13 protein-coding genes are annotated in these 15,518 nt (G+C 73.2%); 5 read left to right on the plus strand and 8 right to left on the minus strand.

The window, feature by feature from the left end:
- Both C1J00_RS22740 and C1J00_RS22745 read right to left on the minus strand, forming a co-directional pair.
- Positions 1 to 443, minus strand: a 443-nt coding sequence (locus tag C1J00_RS22740; RefSeq protein ID WP_102910908.1) for a response regulator, incomplete at its 3' end; no start/stop codon positions are given.
- A gap of 357 nt (positions 444 to 800) precedes the next feature.
- Positions 801 to 1,475 carry a DUF3000 domain-containing protein gene (locus C1J00_RS22745; protein WP_102910909.1) on the minus strand — a complete coding sequence of 225 codons (675 nt, stop codon included), beginning with the start codon at positions 1,473 to 1,475 and terminating at the stop codon, positions 801 to 803.
- A 102-nt stretch (positions 1,476 to 1,577) separates the two neighbouring features.
- Here C1J00_RS22745 and hemE point away from each other — a divergent pair, with 102 nt between their 5' ends.
- Positions 1,578 to 2,645 carry a uroporphyrinogen decarboxylase gene (gene hemE / locus C1J00_RS22750; RefSeq protein WP_102910910.1) on the plus strand — a complete coding sequence of 356 codons (1,068 nt, stop codon included), beginning with the start codon at positions 1,578 to 1,580 and terminating at the stop codon, positions 2,643 to 2,645.
- Positions 2,646 to 2,660: 15 nt separating this feature from the next.
- Here hemE and C1J00_RS22755 read toward each other — a convergent pair whose 3' ends face one another.
- On the minus strand, positions 2,661 to 3,635 hold the full coding sequence (locus C1J00_RS22755; RefSeq protein WP_102910911.1) for an Lrp/AsnC family transcriptional regulator: 975 nt from the start codon (positions 3,633 to 3,635) through the stop codon (positions 2,661 to 2,663).
- Between the two features lie 144 nt (positions 3,636 to 3,779).
- Positions 3,780 to 6,182: an MFS transporter gene (locus C1J00_RS22760; protein ID WP_102910912.1), complete on the minus strand. Its 2,403-nt coding sequence runs from the start codon at positions 6,180 to 6,182 to the stop codon at positions 3,780 to 3,782.
- A gap of 306 nt (positions 6,183 to 6,488) precedes the next feature.
- Here C1J00_RS22760 and C1J00_RS22765 point away from each other — a divergent pair, with 306 nt between their 5' ends.
- Entirely contained in the window at positions 6,489 to 6,821 is a 333-nt protein-coding gene (locus C1J00_RS22765; RefSeq protein WP_102910913.1) for a hypothetical protein, read from the plus strand.
- A gap of 99 nt (positions 6,822 to 6,920) precedes the next feature.
- On the opposite strand, the gene C1J00_RS22770 is transcribed toward C1J00_RS22765, so the two are convergent.
- A complete protein-coding gene (locus tag C1J00_RS22770) occupies positions 6,921 to 8,309 on the minus strand; it encodes an FAD-dependent oxidoreductase (protein WP_102910914.1) in 1,389 nt (462 codons plus the stop codon).
- 27 nt (positions 8,310 to 8,336) lie between these two features.
- The gene (locus tag C1J00_RS22775; protein WP_102910915.1) at positions 8,337 to 9,326 is read right to left on the minus strand and encodes a DUF4349 domain-containing protein; all 990 of its coding nucleotides are present in this window, start codon (positions 9,324 to 9,326) and stop codon (positions 8,337 to 8,339) included.
- Positions 9,327 to 9,485: 159 nt separating this feature from the next.
- On the opposite strand from C1J00_RS22775, the gene hemG reads away from it, so the two are divergent.
- Together hemG and hemQ are read left to right on the plus strand one after the other, a co-directional pair.
- Positions 9,486 to 10,931 carry a protoporphyrinogen oxidase gene (gene hemG, locus C1J00_RS22780; protein ID WP_102910916.1) on the plus strand — a complete coding sequence of 482 codons (1,446 nt, stop codon included), beginning with the start codon at positions 9,486 to 9,488 and terminating at the stop codon, positions 10,929 to 10,931.
- A gap of 4 nt (positions 10,932 to 10,935) precedes the next feature.
- Complete coding sequence (hemQ, locus tag C1J00_RS22785; RefSeq protein ID WP_102910917.1) at positions 10,936 to 11,667, plus strand: hydrogen peroxide-dependent heme synthase; 732 nt, start codon at positions 10,936 to 10,938, stop codon at positions 11,665 to 11,667.
- Here hemQ and C1J00_RS22790 read toward each other — a convergent pair.
- Both C1J00_RS22790 and C1J00_RS22795 read right to left on the minus strand, forming a co-directional pair.
- The gene (locus C1J00_RS22790) at positions 11,616 to 13,271 is read right to left on the minus strand and encodes an alpha/beta hydrolase (RefSeq protein ID WP_102910918.1); all 1,656 of its coding nucleotides are present in this window, start codon (positions 13,269 to 13,271) and stop codon (positions 11,616 to 11,618) included. The genes hemQ and C1J00_RS22790 overlap by 52 nt on opposite strands.
- A 114-nt stretch (positions 13,272 to 13,385) precedes the next feature.
- Positions 13,386 to 14,156 carry a TIGR04222 domain-containing membrane protein gene (locus tag C1J00_RS22795; RefSeq protein WP_102910919.1) on the minus strand — a complete coding sequence of 257 codons (771 nt, stop codon included), beginning with the start codon at positions 14,154 to 14,156 and terminating at the stop codon, positions 13,386 to 13,388.
- Positions 14,157 to 14,428: 272 nt separating this feature from the next.
- On the opposite strand from C1J00_RS22795, the gene C1J00_RS22800 reads away from it, so the two are divergent.
- On the plus strand, positions 14,429 to 15,518 hold a 1,090-nt coding region (locus C1J00_RS22800), incomplete at its 3' end, for an aldehyde dehydrogenase family protein (RefSeq protein WP_102910920.1).

Here is a 15,518-nt window from a genome sequence, read left to right on the forward strand (position 1 = left end):
CCCGGGGGGCGGCGGTGCAGTCGCGCGGCGGCGGCGCCGATGGGGGCGGCGCCCGGCCGGGTGGGGAGCCCGACGTTGGTACGGGTGCCGGTGACGACATAACCCTTCACTCCGCCGGCGAGTGCGTTGCGCACGGCGCCGATGTCGTCGGCGGCGGAGAGGGCGAGCCCGTTGGGCCAGCCCGCGGCGCGGGTCTCCGACAGCAGGGTGAGGCCGGAACCGTCCGGCAGGTGGACGTCTGCGACACAGATGTCGCGGGGGTTGCCGATGCGGGGACGAGCCTCCGCGATGGACGAGGCCTCGATGACGTCGCGCACACCGAGCGCCCACAGGTGGCGGGTGACGGTGGAGCGGACGCGCGGGTCGGCCACGACCACCATGGCGGTCGGCTTGTTCGGGCGGTAGGCGACCAGGCTTGCGGGCTGCTCGAGGAGAACGGACACCAGGCCTCCTGGGGGTGGCGGGACGGGGCCGGCTCTTGGGGGTGAAGCCGGGACGAACCGTGCTTTCAAGGTCACAGTCGTCTTCGGCACCGAACCCGTCCGCCTTTAGAGAATGATCACGATTCAGTGATAACAATCCGTGCAATTCGGACACGCGGTCGATCATTCGAAGGTGGAACGGTTTCGGTCTGCGTCGGTACGCGGTCGAAAGTGGCCGTATCGACAAAGTGATTCGGCCAAGAGGGGTACTCAGGTGTGATCGTCGGCATGACATGGTTGACCGCCCCGCACAAGGTCGATCAGTGCGGGGCGGTCAGAGGTCGATCAGGGGTTGATCCAGGGCTGATCAGGAGTTGATCAGCGGGACTGCGGCCCTCGCCGCTGGGGCAGTGACACCACGGACGCGTCGCCCGGACCGGCCGGGGGCAGCCCCGCGATCTGGGCGAGCAGATCGCACCAGGACGCAAGGTGCGCCGCCGTGTCCGGAGTTCCGCCCAGGCCCTCACGCGGCGTCCACGACGCGCGGATCTCGATCTGCGACGCGGCCGGGCGCGCGGACAGCCCGCCGAAGTAGTGGGAGCTCGCGCGCGTGACGGTGCCGCTCGGCTCCCCGTACGTCAGCCCACGTGTCTGCAGCGCACCGGTCAGCCAGGACCAGCACACCTCCGGCAGTAGCGGATCCGCCGCCATCTCCGGCTCCAGCTCCGCGCGCACCAGCGTCACCAGCCGGAACGTGCCCCGCCACGCGTCGTGCCCGGCCGGGTCGTGCAGCAGCACCAGCCGGCCGTCGGCCAGGTCCTGGTCGCCGTCGACGACCGCCGCCTCCAGCGCATAGGAGTAGGGGGCGAGCCGCTTCGGCGCGGGTGTCGGCTCGACCTCGATCTGGGGCCGCAGCCGCGCCGCCCGCAGCGCGTCGACGGCGGCCCGGAAGGGCAGCGGGGCGGAGTCCGCCTCCCGCCGGTCGTTCTCGGTGTCCTTCGCTTCGTCCATACCGCCAGCGCCGTCCGACAGTCGTCCCTGAGCCGCAGCCATGCGGGAAGATTACGGGGACCGGAGCCCGCGTGCCGGGCTAGACACCCCGCGCCTCTCCAGGGGCTGAATAGTGCTGTCAGGCGGCGTGCGAAACTTGGCCCCGTGAGTGCCAACGACGCCCCTCGGGCCCAGCAGCCGTCCGCCGCATACGACTCCGCCTTCCTCAAGGCCTGCCGGCGTGAGCCCGTGCCGCACACGCCGGTGTGGTTCATGCGGCAGGCCGGGCGCTCACTGCCGGAGTACCGCAAGGTGCGCGAGGGCACCGCGATGCTCGAATCCTGCATGCGGCCCGAGCTGGTCACCGAGATCACCCTCCAGCCGGTGCGGCGGCACGGCGTGGACGCGGCGATCTACTTCAGCGACATCGTCGTCCCGCTCAAGGCCATCGGCATCGACCTCGACATCAAGCCCGGTATCGGCCCGGTCGTCGAGCACCCGATCCGCACCCGCGCCGATCTCGCGCAGCTGCGTGACCTGACCCCCGAGGACGTCTCCTACGTCACCGAGGCCATCGGCCTGCTCACCCGCGAGCTCGGCGCCACGCCCCTCATCGGCTTCGCCGGCGCCCCCTTCACCCTCGCCAGCTACCTCGTCGAGGGCGGCCCGTCCCGCACGTACGAGAACGCCAAGGCGATGATGTACGGCGACCCGGAGCTGTGGGCCGACCTGCTCGACCGCCTCGCGGACATCACCGCCGCGTTCCTGAAGGTGCAGATCGAGGCGGGCGCCTCGGCGGTGCAGCTGTTCGACTCCTGGGCCGGTGCGCTGGCCCCCGTCGACTACCGCCGCTCGGTGCTGCCCGCCTCGGCGAAGGTCTTCGAGGCCGTGGCCGGCTACGGCGTCCCGCGCATCCACTTCGGTGTCGGCACCGGCGAACTGCTGGGCCTCATGGGTGAGGCCGGCGCGGACGTCGTCGGCGTCGACTGGCGCGTCCCGATGGACGAGGCCGCCCGCCGCATCGGCCCCGGCAAGGCACTCCAGGGCAACCTCGACCCGACCGTGCTGTTCGCCCCGACGGAAGCCGTCGAGGCGAAGACCCGCGAGGTCCTGGCCTCGGCGCAGGACCTGGAGGGCCACATCTTCAACCTGGGCCACGGCGTCATGCCCTCCACCGACCCGGACGCGCTGACCCGGCTCGTGGAGCACGTGCACGCGCTGACGGCGCGCTGACCGCGCGAACTCCCCTCAGCGGCCCGGTTCGTAGGCGAGCTGCTTGACCTCGCGCAGGGTGAGGGCGGTCTCGACGGAGCGGACTCCGTCCAGGGCTCCGACGGTGTCGCTGAGGTAGGTGTAGAGGTCGCCGGTGCCGGTGTGCAGGGTGGCGGCGACGATATTGGCCTGGCCGGTGGTGGCCGCCGCGAAACTCACCTCGACATGCGAGGCGAGGGCGTGGCCGACGTCGGCGAGGGCCGCCGGGGCGACGGTGAGCCACAGCATGGCGAGGACGTCGTTGCCGAAGTGTTCCTTGTCGAACTGCACGTCGAGATAGAGGATCCCGGTGGAGCGCAGCCGGTCCAGGCGCCGCCTCACCGCTGATTCCGACAGGCCGGTGGTCGCCTGGAGTTCGGTGAGCGGGGCGCGTCCGTCCCGGGCGAGGGCGGCGAGCAGCGCCTCGTCGGCCTCGTCCAGCACGACGCGGTCGGTGCCCGGCTCGACGGGGGGCGGGCTCAGGGCGGCACGTTCGTCGCCGGTGAGGGCGTTGATCTTGTTGAGCCACCCGAGCGGCCCACCGTAGAAGCGGTGCAGCAGGCAGTGGGCGCTGACCGAGGTGATGCGCGGTGTGCGCTGAAGACGGTCGAGGAGCAGTTCGTCCCTCGCCTGCCGGGTGCGTGGCCTCATGGCGCACATCACTTCGGTGCCGCCCGAGATCACACTGATGTGGGTGGTGTCCGGACGCCGGGCGAGGGCGCTCGCCAGTTGTTCGGCGGTGTCCGGGGTGCAGCCCAGGCGCAGGAGCCAGGTGTTGCGGCCGAGCCGGCTCTCGTCGGTGATGCCGAGCACACGCAGGTGCAGTGCGCCGCGCAGCCGCCGGAAGCGGCGTGCGACGGTCTGATCGGACACTCCCAGGACGTCCGCGATCCGGTTGAACGGCGCCCGGCCGTCGAGCTGCAGCGCCTGCAGCAGCTTCCGGTCGAGTGGATCGAGTGCCTGGGACTGCACTGTTGCCTCCTGCTCCTGAGCCGGGTGCCGGTGACGACGGGCACGCTCCCGTGCGGCGGAGGCGCCCCGCACCGGAACCGGCCGCCGCGGGCCCCAGTATCACCGGACGCGGTCCGGGTGCGAGCGGCGGCCGGGGCACCCGCTTCAGTTGTCCGGGTGGCCCAGAGCCAGAGGGACCTCCGCCGGGCCCCGACCGTCGACGCTGACCTTCCGGGTCACGGGCGGATACCCGGCGGCGCTCACCGAGTAGCTGCCGGCGTCCAGGTCGGCGAAGGCGTAGCAGCCGTCAGGGCCGGTGGTCGCGGTGCCCACGACGTTTCCGGCCGCGTCCACCAGTGTGACCCGTGCGTCGGTCAAGTTCCTCAGGGGGGCACCCGCCCGTACGACGCCCCGCAGCTGCGCACCCGGCCGCAGCGGCACCTTCAGAGCGGTCACTTCGGGACCGGTCGCCTGGACCGGGAGGGCCTCGGGCCGGAACCCGGGGGCGTTCACCGTGAGCGTGACGTCGCCCGCCGGCAACTCACCGAAGCCGAATCGCCCGGCGGCGTCGGTCGTGCCGCCGGCCAGTACGTCGCCCCGTACGTCGGTGACCGTGACCAGGGCGCCCTCCACGGCCACGCCGTCAGCGGCCGACACCACGGTCCCGCCGATCCTGCTGCCGCCCGCCAGAACCAGGTCATGGAGCAAGGGCCGCTCGCCCAGCACGACCGTGGTGGCCTGGGGCTGGTGGCCGTCCGCAGCGGCGATCAGCACGTACGACCCCGCCGCGGGGGCGGTCAGCTCGTACCGGCCGGCGCTGTGCGCCACGACCCGGCCGATCTGGCTCCCGGCCGGTGAGATGAGGGTGAGCGTGGCGCCCGCCATACCGTCGCCGGTGGTGTCACGGACCCGGCCGGAGACGACTGCGCCGTGAGTGGCCTGCGCAGGGACACCGGCCCCGCCGGCGGCGAAGCCCTGTCCGCCCGGCCGTGGCAGCGGGGCCTTCGCGGCACCGTGCCCGGCGGCCGCCCCCACGAGGGTCGGTTCCGGCTCGTTCTCGCGCAGCGGCTCCACCGTCCTGGGGGCGGCGTGGGCCGAGACCCGCGGGGTGCGCAACAGCACCATCGCGACGATCGCGGCCAGCAGCGCGAGAGCAGCGGCGACGACGAGGCACAGGTAGAGGCCGTCGAGGAAGGCGTCGGAGAGGGCACCCAGGGCCCGGCCGGTCTCGGCTCCCAGGTCCATCCGGGCCACCGCACCCAGCCCGTCGGCATTCACGGCCGCGGTGATCCGCTGCGCCGTCCCGCCGTCCACGCCGGCGTCGGCGAGGTGACCGGGCAGCGTGTCCGTGGTCCTGGTGGTCAGCAGCACGCCCAGCACGGCGGGGCCGAGAGCTCCGCCGACCTGGCGGAAGGCGTTGTTGCCCGCGGCCGCCATGCCCGCCAGACGATGCGGGGCGGAGGCGACGGCGGTGGCGGTCATGGGTGTGACGACCAGACCGAGACCGAGACCGAGCAGGGCCAGTCGCCAGGCCAGCGCACCGAACGGGGTCTGGGCGTCGAGAGCCGTCAGGGACATCAGGGCACCCGCGGTGATGAGCAGACCGGTGGTGATCAGGAGGCGGGCGGACAGCCGGCGCATCATCGGCCCCGCCATCACTCCGACGAGCAGGCACACGCCTGTCACGGCCAGCAGCCGGTAGCCCGCGTCGAGGGTGTCGAGCCGCTGCACCATGCCGAAGTAGAGGCTGAGGACGAAGAAGAAGCCGATCAGCCCGAGGAAGGTGATCATCGCGATCAGCGTGGTGGCGCTGAACGCCGGACTCCGGAAGAGCGTCAGGTCCAGCATGGGGCTGGCGCTGCGCCGCTCGGCCAGGACGAACGCGATGGCGCTGACGGCGGCCAGCACGAGGGCGACGACGACCCTGGGCTCGGTGAAGGAGTCGGCGCCGCCTTCGATCACGCCGTAGACGAGTGAGGTGATCGCCAGGGCGGCGGTGATCTGGCCGGGCCAGTCGAGCCGACGGGAGCCGGGGGCCCGGGAGTCGGCCACCAGGGGTGCGGCGACCGCCATGGTGAGGACGGCCACCGGTATGGCGGGCAGGTAGATCCACCGCCAGGCGGCGTGGTCGATGATCACGCCCGCCAGCAGGGGGCCGACGGCCAGGGCCGCCATCAGGGAAGCGGCCCACAGGCCGACGAACTTGGCACGCTCGTGCGGGTCGGGTACCGCATGACTGATCAGCGCCAGCGTCGTGGGCAGCAACGCGGCCGCCCCCAGCCCGGCCAGTGCCTGCCCGGCCCACAGCACCTGGACCGACTGCGCGCTGAGGGCGACGGCCGCTCCGACGGTGGCGAACGACAGGCCCGCCTGGAAGACCTTCTTGCGGCCGTGCACGTCTCCGAAGACACCGGCGGTCAGGATGAGGGCCGCCATGGGCAGGACGAACGCGTCCGAGATCCACGACAGTTGCGAGGTCGAGGCGTCCAGGGCCCGCTGGATGGCGGGAAGGCTCGCCGAGACGCTGGTCACCGGCAGATATGCGACGAACACGCCGATGCAAGCCATGATCAGCGTGGCTCTCGGACTCCGCCGTGGTCCGGTCGCCGTTGTTCCGACGTTCACAAGTACTCCGTTCCGGTGCGACGGTGTCGCCGACCCGAGGTCACTTTTCAGCCAGGTCGAGCCGTGGGCCAGCCACAGCCCGCGGAGCCCGGAGAATCGACATCGGGGCGGAGGATCCGAAGGATTTCCGACACCCTCGCGGCACCGGAGGGGGCGCTGCTGAACACAGTCGTCCAGGCGTGCGTATGTCTCGGCAACCGCCCGCGGCGCGGGGAAGGCGGGTCGCGGGGCCGACGTGAGGAACAGGCGATGAACGACCGAGTTACTCCCGCGATGCACGCCCTGCCCGACGGCGAGGCGGAGCTGACGCTGGTGGTGCGGCTGCCCTGGGAGGACGTGGCCCGCCTCGGACAGGAGGCCGGGCGACTGGCGACCCAGATGCGGCGGCCCGTGACGCTGGAGGAGGCGGTGAGCCACCGGCTGCGGTCGACCCGGGTGGCTTCGCACGCGAAGCCGGCGGGGGAGCAGCCGCCGGCGGTGACGGCTGCTTCGGCGTCGGTGTCGTCGTTGCCGGCCCGGCCGCCGGCGGAGCAGGCGCGGCAGGCGATCGACCGGATCAACGGTACGGCCGGGACCGCGTAGGCCATTCGCCCCGGGAGTGCGGCGTTCGGTGCCGGGTGCGGGTTCGCCGAGGCCTGTCGCGCGGTTCCCCGCGCCCCCGGGGAAGGATCCCACCCCGTCTCACGGGGAACTGCGGACTTTCGCCGCCGCCTTGCGGGCCGCCACCAGGACCGGATCCCAGACCGGGGAGAACGGCGGGGCGTAGCCGAGGTCCAGGGCCGTCATCTGTTCCGCCGTCATGCCCGCGGTGAGGGCGACCGCCGCGATGTCGACCCGCTTGCCCGCGCCCTCCCGGCCGACGATCTGGACGCCCAGCAGGCGGCCCGTGCGGTGCTCGGCGAGCATCTTGACCGTCATGGGGGAGGCGTTCGGGTAGTAGCCCGCGCGGCTGGTCGACTCGATGGTGACCGCCTCGAAGCGCAGGCCGACCCGGTGGGCGTCCTTCTCCCGCAGGCCGGTGCGGGCGATCTCCAGGTCGCAGACCTTGCTGACCGCCGTGCCGACCACGCCCGGGAAGGTGGCGTAGCCGCCGCCGATGTTGGTGCCGATGACCTGGCCGTGCTTGTTGGCGTGGGTGCCCAGCGGAATGTGCCGCTCCTGTCCGGAGACCAGGTCGAGGACCTCGACGCAGTCGCCGCCGGCCCAGACGTTCTCGTGGCCGCGCACCCGCATCGACCGGTCCGTGAGGAGACCGCCGTGCGGGCCCAGGGGAAGTCCGGCGGCCTTCGCGAGGGCCGTCTCGGGGCGCACGCCGATGCCGAGGACGACGACGTCCGCCGGGAACTGCGCATCCGTCGTGGACACGGCCCGTACCGCGCCGTCGTCACCGGTCAGGATCCCGGTGACCTCGGTGTCGTTGACCATCGTGATGCCGAGGCCCTCCATGGCCTTGTGCACCAGGCGGCCCATGTCGGGGTCGAGGGTCGACATGGGCTCGCTGCCCCGGTTGACGACCGTCACCCCGTAGCCGCGGTTGATGAGCGCCTCGGCCATCTCCACACCGATGTATCCGGCCCCGACGACCACCGCGCGCCGGCCCCGCGTGCGTTCCAGCGTGTCCAGCAGCGCCTGGCCGTCGTCGAGGGTCTGCACGCCGTGCACCCCGGGGGCGTCGGCGCCCGGCATGTCCGGCCGGATCGGCCGGGCCCCGGTCCCGATCACGAGCTGGTCGTACGACGTCCAGGACCCGGCACCGGAGCCGGCATCGCGCGAGCGCACCCGCTGCCGGTCGACGTCGAGCTCGGTGACCTCGGTGCGCAGCCGCAGGTCGATGTCCCGGGCACGGTGCTCCTCGGGGGTGCGGGCGATGAGCCGGTCCCGGTCGGTGACGTCGCCGCCGACCCAGTAGGGGATGCCGCACGCCGAGTACGACGTGAAGTGACCCCGTTCGAACGCCACGATCTCCAGCTCGTCGGGGCCCCTCAGACGGCGTGCCTGCGACGCCGCGGACATGCCCGCGGCGTCGCCGCCGATGACGACCAGTCGCTTCCGTGCACGGCTCATGTTCATGCGAACACGCTACGGGAGCAGGCCATTTCAGTCCTGCTCGCCGGGCTTCGACGAGGGCGCCTCGGGTGCCGGCCGGGCCATCGGCAGCGGGCCCAGGGCGGTCGTCATGGGCGCGGGCGCGGGACGCCGCGGCAGACGGGGGCGTACGACCCGCAGCCACAACAGGACGGTCAGCGCGGCCACCGCCGCGAACGGGAGCACCGCGCCGAAGACCACCGCGAGCCAGCGCAGCATCGTCACGAACGCGTTCCAGCCGCCCGCGAGCGCGTCCACGAACCCCGGGTCGTCGTCCTTCGCCTCCTTCTTCACCGGGGTCTCGGACAGCGACAGGGTGATGGTGGCCAGGCTGGTGCGGTCCTTCAGGGACTCCTGCCGGGCGAGCAGCGCCTCCAGGTCGGCCTGGCGGGTGCTCAGCTCGCCCTCCAGGGTCACCACGTCACTGAGCTTGTCGGCCCGGTCCATCAGCTCGCGGATCCGGGCCACGCTGGCACGCTGCGACGTGATGCGGCTCTTCACGTCCACGACCTGGTCGGTGACGTCCTCGGCCTTCGCGCTGCGGTCGAGGAGTTTGCCGGTGCCCTCCAGTTCGGCGAGGACCTCGTCGTACTTCTCGACGGGCACCCGCAGCACCACCCGGGTGCGTTCATGGCCCTCGGCGTCCCGGGTGGTGGTCTCGTTGCCGACGTAACCGCCCGCGTTCTCGGTGCCGGTGCGGGCCTGCTCCAGGGCCTTGGGGACGTCCTTGACCCGCACGGTCAGGGAGGCGGTGCGGATGATGTGGGTCGTGGTGACCTTCGGCGGCGCGGTCGCCCTGGCTCCGCTTCCGGCGCCGCCGGGGGCGGCCTCCTTCGCGCCGTCCTCGTCGTCCGCTTGCGGGGCGGCGACTCCCCGGTCGGCTTTGCTGCTGCCGGCGGAGTCCTCTCCCGCGCCACTGCATCCGGTGAGCGCGAGGGCCGAGGCCAGCAGGAGTGCGGCCAGGGCCGGGGCGGGGCGTCGTACGGGTCGTCGTGTGCGCATGCTGGGCATCCCCCGAGGGTCGATTCTGCTGACGCTTCTTCGACGCACGTACGGGGCCGGACGTTTGGCCCGGGACGGTTCCGATGCGGTCACGGTCGGGACTCGTGAAGGACACCGGGGCGCGGCGGCGCTGTCGGTGGGGTCTGAGAGGCTGGGGACATGCGCGAAGTTCAAGGGCAGGTCGTCGTCATCGGGGCGGGCATCGCGGGGCTGGCCGCCGCGCACCGGCTGCTGGAGCACGGGGCGCGGGTGAGCGTGCTGGAGGCCTCCGGCAGGGTCGGAGGCAAGCTGCTGCCCGGGGAGGTCGCGGGCGCGCGGGTGGACCTCGGCGCCGAGTCGATGCTGGCCCGCCGCCCCGAGGCGGTGGCGCTCGCGCGCGCCGTGGGCCTCGCCGACCGCCTTGGGCCTCCGGCCACGGCGACCGCCTCGCTCTGGACCCGCGGCGCCCTGCGCCCCTTCCCCAAGGGGCATGTGATGGGGGTGCCCGGCACCGCGTCCGCCCTGGCCGGCGTGGTCTCCGAGGAGGGCCTCGCCCGCATCGAGCGGGACGCCGAGCTGCCCCGCACCGAGGTCGGCGACGACGTGGCGGTGGGGGAGTTCGTGGCGGAGCGCCTCGGCCGCGAGGTCGTCGACCGCCTGCTGGAACCCATGCTGGGTGGGGTGTACGCGGGCGACGCGTACCGCATCTCCATGCGCTCGGCCGTCCCGCAGCTCTTCCAGGTGGCCCGGACCCACACCTCCCTCACCGCCGGGGTCCGCGAGCTCCAGGCCAAGGCCGCCGCGGCCCAGCAGACCGGCCCGGTGTTCATGGGGATCCGGGGCGGCATCGGCACCCTGCCCCTCGCGGTTGCCGACTCGGTCCGGGCGCGTGGGGGCGAGATCCTGACCCGGACGCCGGTGACGGAGCTGCGGCGCACCCCCGAGGGCGGCTGGCAGGTCCGCTCCGGTGAGCGGGAGTGGCTCGCGGACGCCGTGGTCCTCGCCGCCCCGGCCCCTGCCGCCGCCCGGCTGCTGCGCGCCGAGAACCCCGGTGCCGCCGCCGAGCTCGACGGCGTCGAGTACGCCTCCATGGCCCTGGTCACCCTCGCCTACCGCCGCTCCGGGACGGCCCTGCCCGACGGCAGCGGCTTCCTCGTGCCGCCGGTCGACGGGCGCACCATCAAGGCGTCCACCTTCTCCTCGCAGAAGTGGGGCTGGATCGCCGACGAGAACCCGGACCTCGTCGTGCTGCGCACCTCCGTCGGACGGTACGGCGAGACGGAGATCCTCCAGCGTGACGACGCCGAGCTGGTCGACGTCTCCCGGCAGGACCTGAAGGCGGCGACCGGCCTCGGCGCCACGCCCGTCGCGACCCGCGTCACCCGCTGGGACGACGGTCTGCCCCAGTACCCCGTCGGCCACCACGCCCGCGTGGCCCGCGTCCGTGAGCACATCGCCCGGCTCCCCGGCCTCGCGGTCTGCGGCGCCCCCTACGACGGCGTCGGCATCCCGGCCTGCATCGCGAGCGCGTACGCGGCCGTGGACCGGATCCGGGGCGACCTGCGCGGTGTGCAGGAGCTCACCGCCCACCCGGTGCAGAGCCTGCACGGCGGAGCAGGAGAATAAGGCCATGAGCAACGACGCCCCTACCCCCGAGTCCGGCAGGATCCCGAACAAGGGCAAGCTGGCCAAGGACCTCAACGAGGTCATCCGCTACACGCTCTGGTCCGTCTTCAAGCTGAAGGACGTCCTCCCCGAGGACCGCGCCGGGTACGCCGGCGAGGTCCAGGAGCTGTTCGACCAGCTCGCCGCCAAGGACGTGACGATCCGCGGCACGTACGACGTCTCGGGCCTGCGCGCCGACGCCGACCTCATGATCTGGTGGCACGCGGAGACCAGCGACGCGCTGCAGGAGGCGTACAACCTCTTCCGCCGGACGAAGCTGGGCCGCGCCCTGGAGCCCGTCTGGTCGAACATGGCGCTGCACCGCCCCGCCGAGTTCAACCGCGCGCACATCCCGGCGTTCCTCGCCGACGAGACGCCCCGCGACTACGTGAGCGTCTACCCCTTCGTGCGCTCCTACGACTGGTATCTGCTGCCGGACGAGGACCGCCGCCGCATGCTCGCCGACCACGGCAAGATGGCCCGCGGCTACCCGGACGTGCGCGCCAACACCGTCGCCTCGTTCTCCCTCGGCGACTACGAGTGGATCCTCGCCTTCGAGGCCGACGAGCTGTACCGCATCGTCGACCTGATGCGTCACCTGCGCGCCTCGGAGGCCCGCCGGCACGTCCGCGAAGAGGTGCCGTTCTACACGGGCCGCCGCAAGGACATCGCCGAACTGGTCGCCTCTCTGGCCTGATCAGCGGACGTGTTCGACGGCCCCGGCCGGTCCGGGGCCGTCGGCTTCGGCTCGGCGTGCGGGGCGCACTCCGCGCGCCGTCCCGGCAGCCGCCCCTCCAGCAGATACGCCTCCATATGGCCGTTGACGCAGGCGTTCGGGCCGCCCGCCAGACCGTGGGCGCCGGCGTCCCGCTCCGTCACGAGGACCGAGCCGGCGAGGCGGTCGCGCAGTTCGAGGGCGCCGTCGTACGGCGTGGCGGCGTCCCGCTCGGCGGCCAGGATCAGCGTCGGCGGCAGCTCACCCGGCCCGGTGCCGACGTCCAGCGGCCGCTGCCGGGGCGCCTTCCAGTAGGCGCACGGCAGGTTCGTCCACACGTTGTCCCAGGTCTCGAAGGGCGCCACCCGCGCGAGCCGGGTGTTGTCCCGGTCCCACACCCGCCAGTCGGTGGGCCAGGGGGCGTCGTTGCACTCGACGGCCAGGTAGACCGCGCGTGAGTTCTCCGCCTCGGCCGCCGCCGCCGGGTGCTGCTCCGCCTGTTCGACCAGCGGCCCGGGATCGCCCTCGAGATACGCCGACAGTGCGTGCGCGCGGTGCGGCCACTGGTCGTCGTAGTACCCGGCCTGCAGGAACGCCCCCTGCAACTGCCCCGGCCCGACCTTCCCGCCCGCCGGCTCGGCGGCCAGCCTCGCGCTCGCCCGCTCGTAGCTGCGCAGCACCTCCCGCGCGGTCCTGCCCAGCCCGTAGACGTCGTGGTGCCGGGCGATCCACGCCCGGAAGTCCGCCCAGCGGGCTTCGAACGCCGCCGACTGGGCCAGGTTGTTGCGGTACCAGATCCGCGCGGGGCCGGGGTGGACCACCGAGTCGAACACCATCCGCCGTACGTGCTTGGGAAACAGCGTCGCGTACAGGGCACCGAAGTAGGTGCCGTACGACGAGCCCATGAAGGTCAGCCGCTCCTCGCCGAGCGCGGCGCGCAGCACGTCGAGGTCGCGGGCGTTGTTCAGCGAGTGGTAGTGGCGCAGCGCGTCGCCGGCCCGCTCGGCGCAGCCGCGCGCGTACGCCTTCGCCTGCGCGACGCGTTCCCGCTTGTACGACTCCGAGGGGTGGGACGGCGCCTGCTCGGGCCCGGTGAAGAACCGCTTCGGGTCCGTGCACGACAGCGGCGCGGAACGGCCGACTCCGCGCGGGGCGTAGCCGACGAGGTCGTAGGCGGCCGCGATCCGCTTCCACTCGGGCAGCAGGCCGATGAGCGGGAAGTACAGGCCGGTGGCGCCGGGACCGCCCGGGTTGTGGACGAGGGCGCCCTGCCGGGGGGCCTCGCGCTTGCTGTCGCGGGGGTCCTTCCGCGTGGCCCGGGCCCTGCTGACGGCGAGTTCGATCTGCCGGCCGTCCGGGCGGGCGTAGTCCAGCGGGACGCTCACCGTGCCGCACTGCATGCTGCCGGGCAGGTCCTGCGCGTCGGGGCAGGGGCCGAAGGCGACACCGGCCGCCTTCGCGCGCGCGGCGGCCACGGCGGTGCCGCGTCTCTCGGCCGCCCCTGTGCGGTCCGCGGTGTCCGGTGCAGCGGTGAGGGTGCTCAGCAGCAGGGACCCGGCTGCCGAGTAGAGGAGGGCGGCTCTCATCGCGTATCCCTTCGGTGCACGGTGGCGACGAAAGGGATGTTTCGTTCGGCGCGGGGGGAAGGCAAGCACCGTCCGCCGGTGTCGGGCCCGATGCCCCTGTGCGCCCCCGGTCCGTCAGTCGTGCGGCTCGCGGTGCGCGAACGCGGCACGCAGATCCGGTTCGCCGATCGCGCCGACGCCCCGCACGGCCACCGAGGTGAGGTACGTGCGGTCGTCGGCGGCGCCGTCCGCGGTCCGGGTCAGCCCGCCGAGCAGCCGCTGTCCGGCCGGGGAGGCCCAGCGCGAGTAGGGGTGGATCTCGACCCGCGCGACGGCCAGGCAGCTCAGGGCCAGGGCGAGGGGCAGCGCGAACCACAGGGCGACCAGGTGCCGCGGCATGTCCGGCGGAGCGGGCGTCAGCAACGCGGCCACACCCAGCCCGAGGACGGCGACCGCCGCGACGCGCACCTGCCGTACGGCCGCCGTGACCGTCGTACGGGCGCTGTCCGGCACCGCGAGCCCCGCGCGCACCAGCCCCTCGGCGATCCCGTGCACCGCCTCCGCCGTCGCGGCCGTGGCCCGCACCGGCGCGATACGGGACTGCCCCTCGGGTCCGATGGCGCCTATCACCGACCGCTCCATCTCGTCCCGCCCGCGCGGGTCGACGACCGTCGCCCAGCCGGTGTGGGCCAGCAGCAGACGGCGCTGGCGCGCCATGGCGACCAGGGTCACGTCGGCGACCCGCCGGGGTCCGCCGGAAAGGAACGCGGCCTCGTACAGCGTGAGTTCACGACCCCGGCCGGTGTCCGCGTCCACGGCCGCGGCCCGGACGGCGGCCAGACACAGGCGCGTGCACGCGGTGCCGGCCACGGCCCAGGCCGCCAGCAGGAAAAGAACCCAGAGCATATGTTGTTTGTATGTGACACGGTCCCGAGAACACCATGCCTCGTTCACAATCCGGACGGAGTGTTGTCGGTATGTGACGTTCCGTTTCCTTCCGATGGCGGGCTGCGGGCGGGTGGCGGGCACCGTGGGCCGGGTGACTAGCCCAGCCGGGTCCTCTGGGCCGTCCGGACGTCGTCGCGGCGGTGTGCCCCGTGGCCGCCGCCCGTCCGATGGGCCATGTTGCTGACCGTCGAGCCGGTGTGGCTCCGGCCGGACGCGAAGGAGGCCCCGCGGTGGGTGAGCTGTACATCGACGGCGAGTGGACACAGGCGGCGGCCGGCGGGCGCCGGGACGTGATCAACCCCTATGACGCCTCGGTCGTCACCACCGTCGACGAGGCCGACGCCACCGACGTCGACCGCGCCGTGCGCGCCGCCCGGCGCGCCTTCGCCGAGGAGGACTGGGCGAACGCCCCCACCCGTCGCCGTGCCGACCTGCTGATGCGCGTCCACGACCTCCTGCTGCGCGACCGGGAGGACATCGCGCGCACCGAGACGCTCGACACCGGCAAGACGCTCACCGAGGCCCGGATCGACGTGGAGGACGTGGCGAACGCGTTCCGCTACTACGCCGAACTCGCGGGCAAGGACGGCGGCCGGGTCGTCGACGTCGGCCCGGACGTCCTCAGCCGCGTCGTCTACCAGCCCGTCGGCGTGTGCGCGCTCATCGCCCCCTGGAACTACCCGCTGCTGCAGGCCTCCTGGAAGGTCGCCCCCGCGCTCGCCGCCGGCAACACCTTCGTCCTCAAGCCCAGCGAGACCACGCCGCTCACCACCGTCGCCATGATCCGCCTCATCGAGGAGGCCGGCGCCCCGCCAGGCGTCGCCAACCTGGTACTCGGCTCCGGCGCGACCGTCGGCGCGGCACTGACCGGCCACCCCGACGTCGACCTGGTCTCCTTCACCGGCGGCCTGAACACCGGACGGGCCATCATGGCCGCCGCCGCGGAGGGGCCGCGGAACATCGCCCTGGAACTGGGCGGCAAGAACCCCAACATCGTCTTCGCCGACGCCGACTTCGAGGCCGCCGTCGACTACGCCCTGGACGCCGCCTTCCTGCACTCCGGGCAGGTCTGCTCGGCCGGTTCACGCCTGCTCGTCGAGGACGCGGTGCACGACCGGTTCGTCGAGGCCTACGCCGAGCGGGCCCGGGCGATCCGGCTGGGCAACGGCATGGACGAGGGCACCGAGAGCGGTCCGCTCAGCTCCGCCGGGCACCGCGAGAAGGTCGAGGGCTACATCGCCCTCGCCCAGGAGGAGGGCGCCCGGCTCGTCACCGGAGGCACCCGCCCCGACGACCCCGCCCTCAGCCGCGGGTTCTTCC

The sequence above is a fragment of the Streptomyces cahuitamycinicus genome, from assembly GCF_002891435.1.
GTDB classification, from domain to species: domain Bacteria; phylum Actinomycetota; class Actinomycetes; order Streptomycetales; family Streptomycetaceae; genus Streptomyces; species Streptomyces cahuitamycinicus.

Coding starts and splice junctions, on each gene's coding strand:
- C1J00_RS22745 (WP_102910909.1), bottom strand. CDS start 1,475: ATGGCTGCGGCTCAGGGACGACTGTCGGACGGCGCTGGCGGTATGGAC.
- C1J00_RS22760 (WP_102910912.1), bottom strand. CDS start 6,182: ATGGCTTGCATCGGCGTGTTCGTCGCATATCTGCCGGTGACCAGCGTC.
- C1J00_RS22765 (WP_102910913.1), top strand. CDS start 6,489: ATGAACGACCGAGTTACTCCCGCGATGCACGCCCTGCCCGACGGCGAG.
- C1J00_RS22770 (WP_102910914.1), bottom strand. CDS start 8,309: ATGAACATGAGCCGTGCACGGAAGCGACTGGTCGTCATCGGCGGCGAC.
- C1J00_RS22775 (WP_102910915.1), bottom strand. CDS start 9,326: ATGCGCACACGACGACCCGTACGACGCCCCGCCCCGGCCCTGGCCGCA.
- hemG (WP_102910916.1), top strand. CDS start 9,486: ATGCGCGAAGTTCAAGGGCAGGTCGTCGTCATCGGGGCGGGCATCGCG.
- hemQ (WP_102910917.1), top strand. CDS start 10,936: ATGAGCAACGACGCCCCTACCCCCGAGTCCGGCAGGATCCCGAACAAG.
- C1J00_RS22790 (WP_102910918.1), bottom strand. CDS start 13,271: ATGAGAGCCGCCCTCCTCTACTCGGCAGCCGGGTCCCTGCTGCTGAGC.
- C1J00_RS22795 (WP_102910919.1), bottom strand. CDS start 14,156: ATGCTCTGGGTTCTTTTCCTGCTGGCGGCCTGGGCCGTGGCCGGCACC.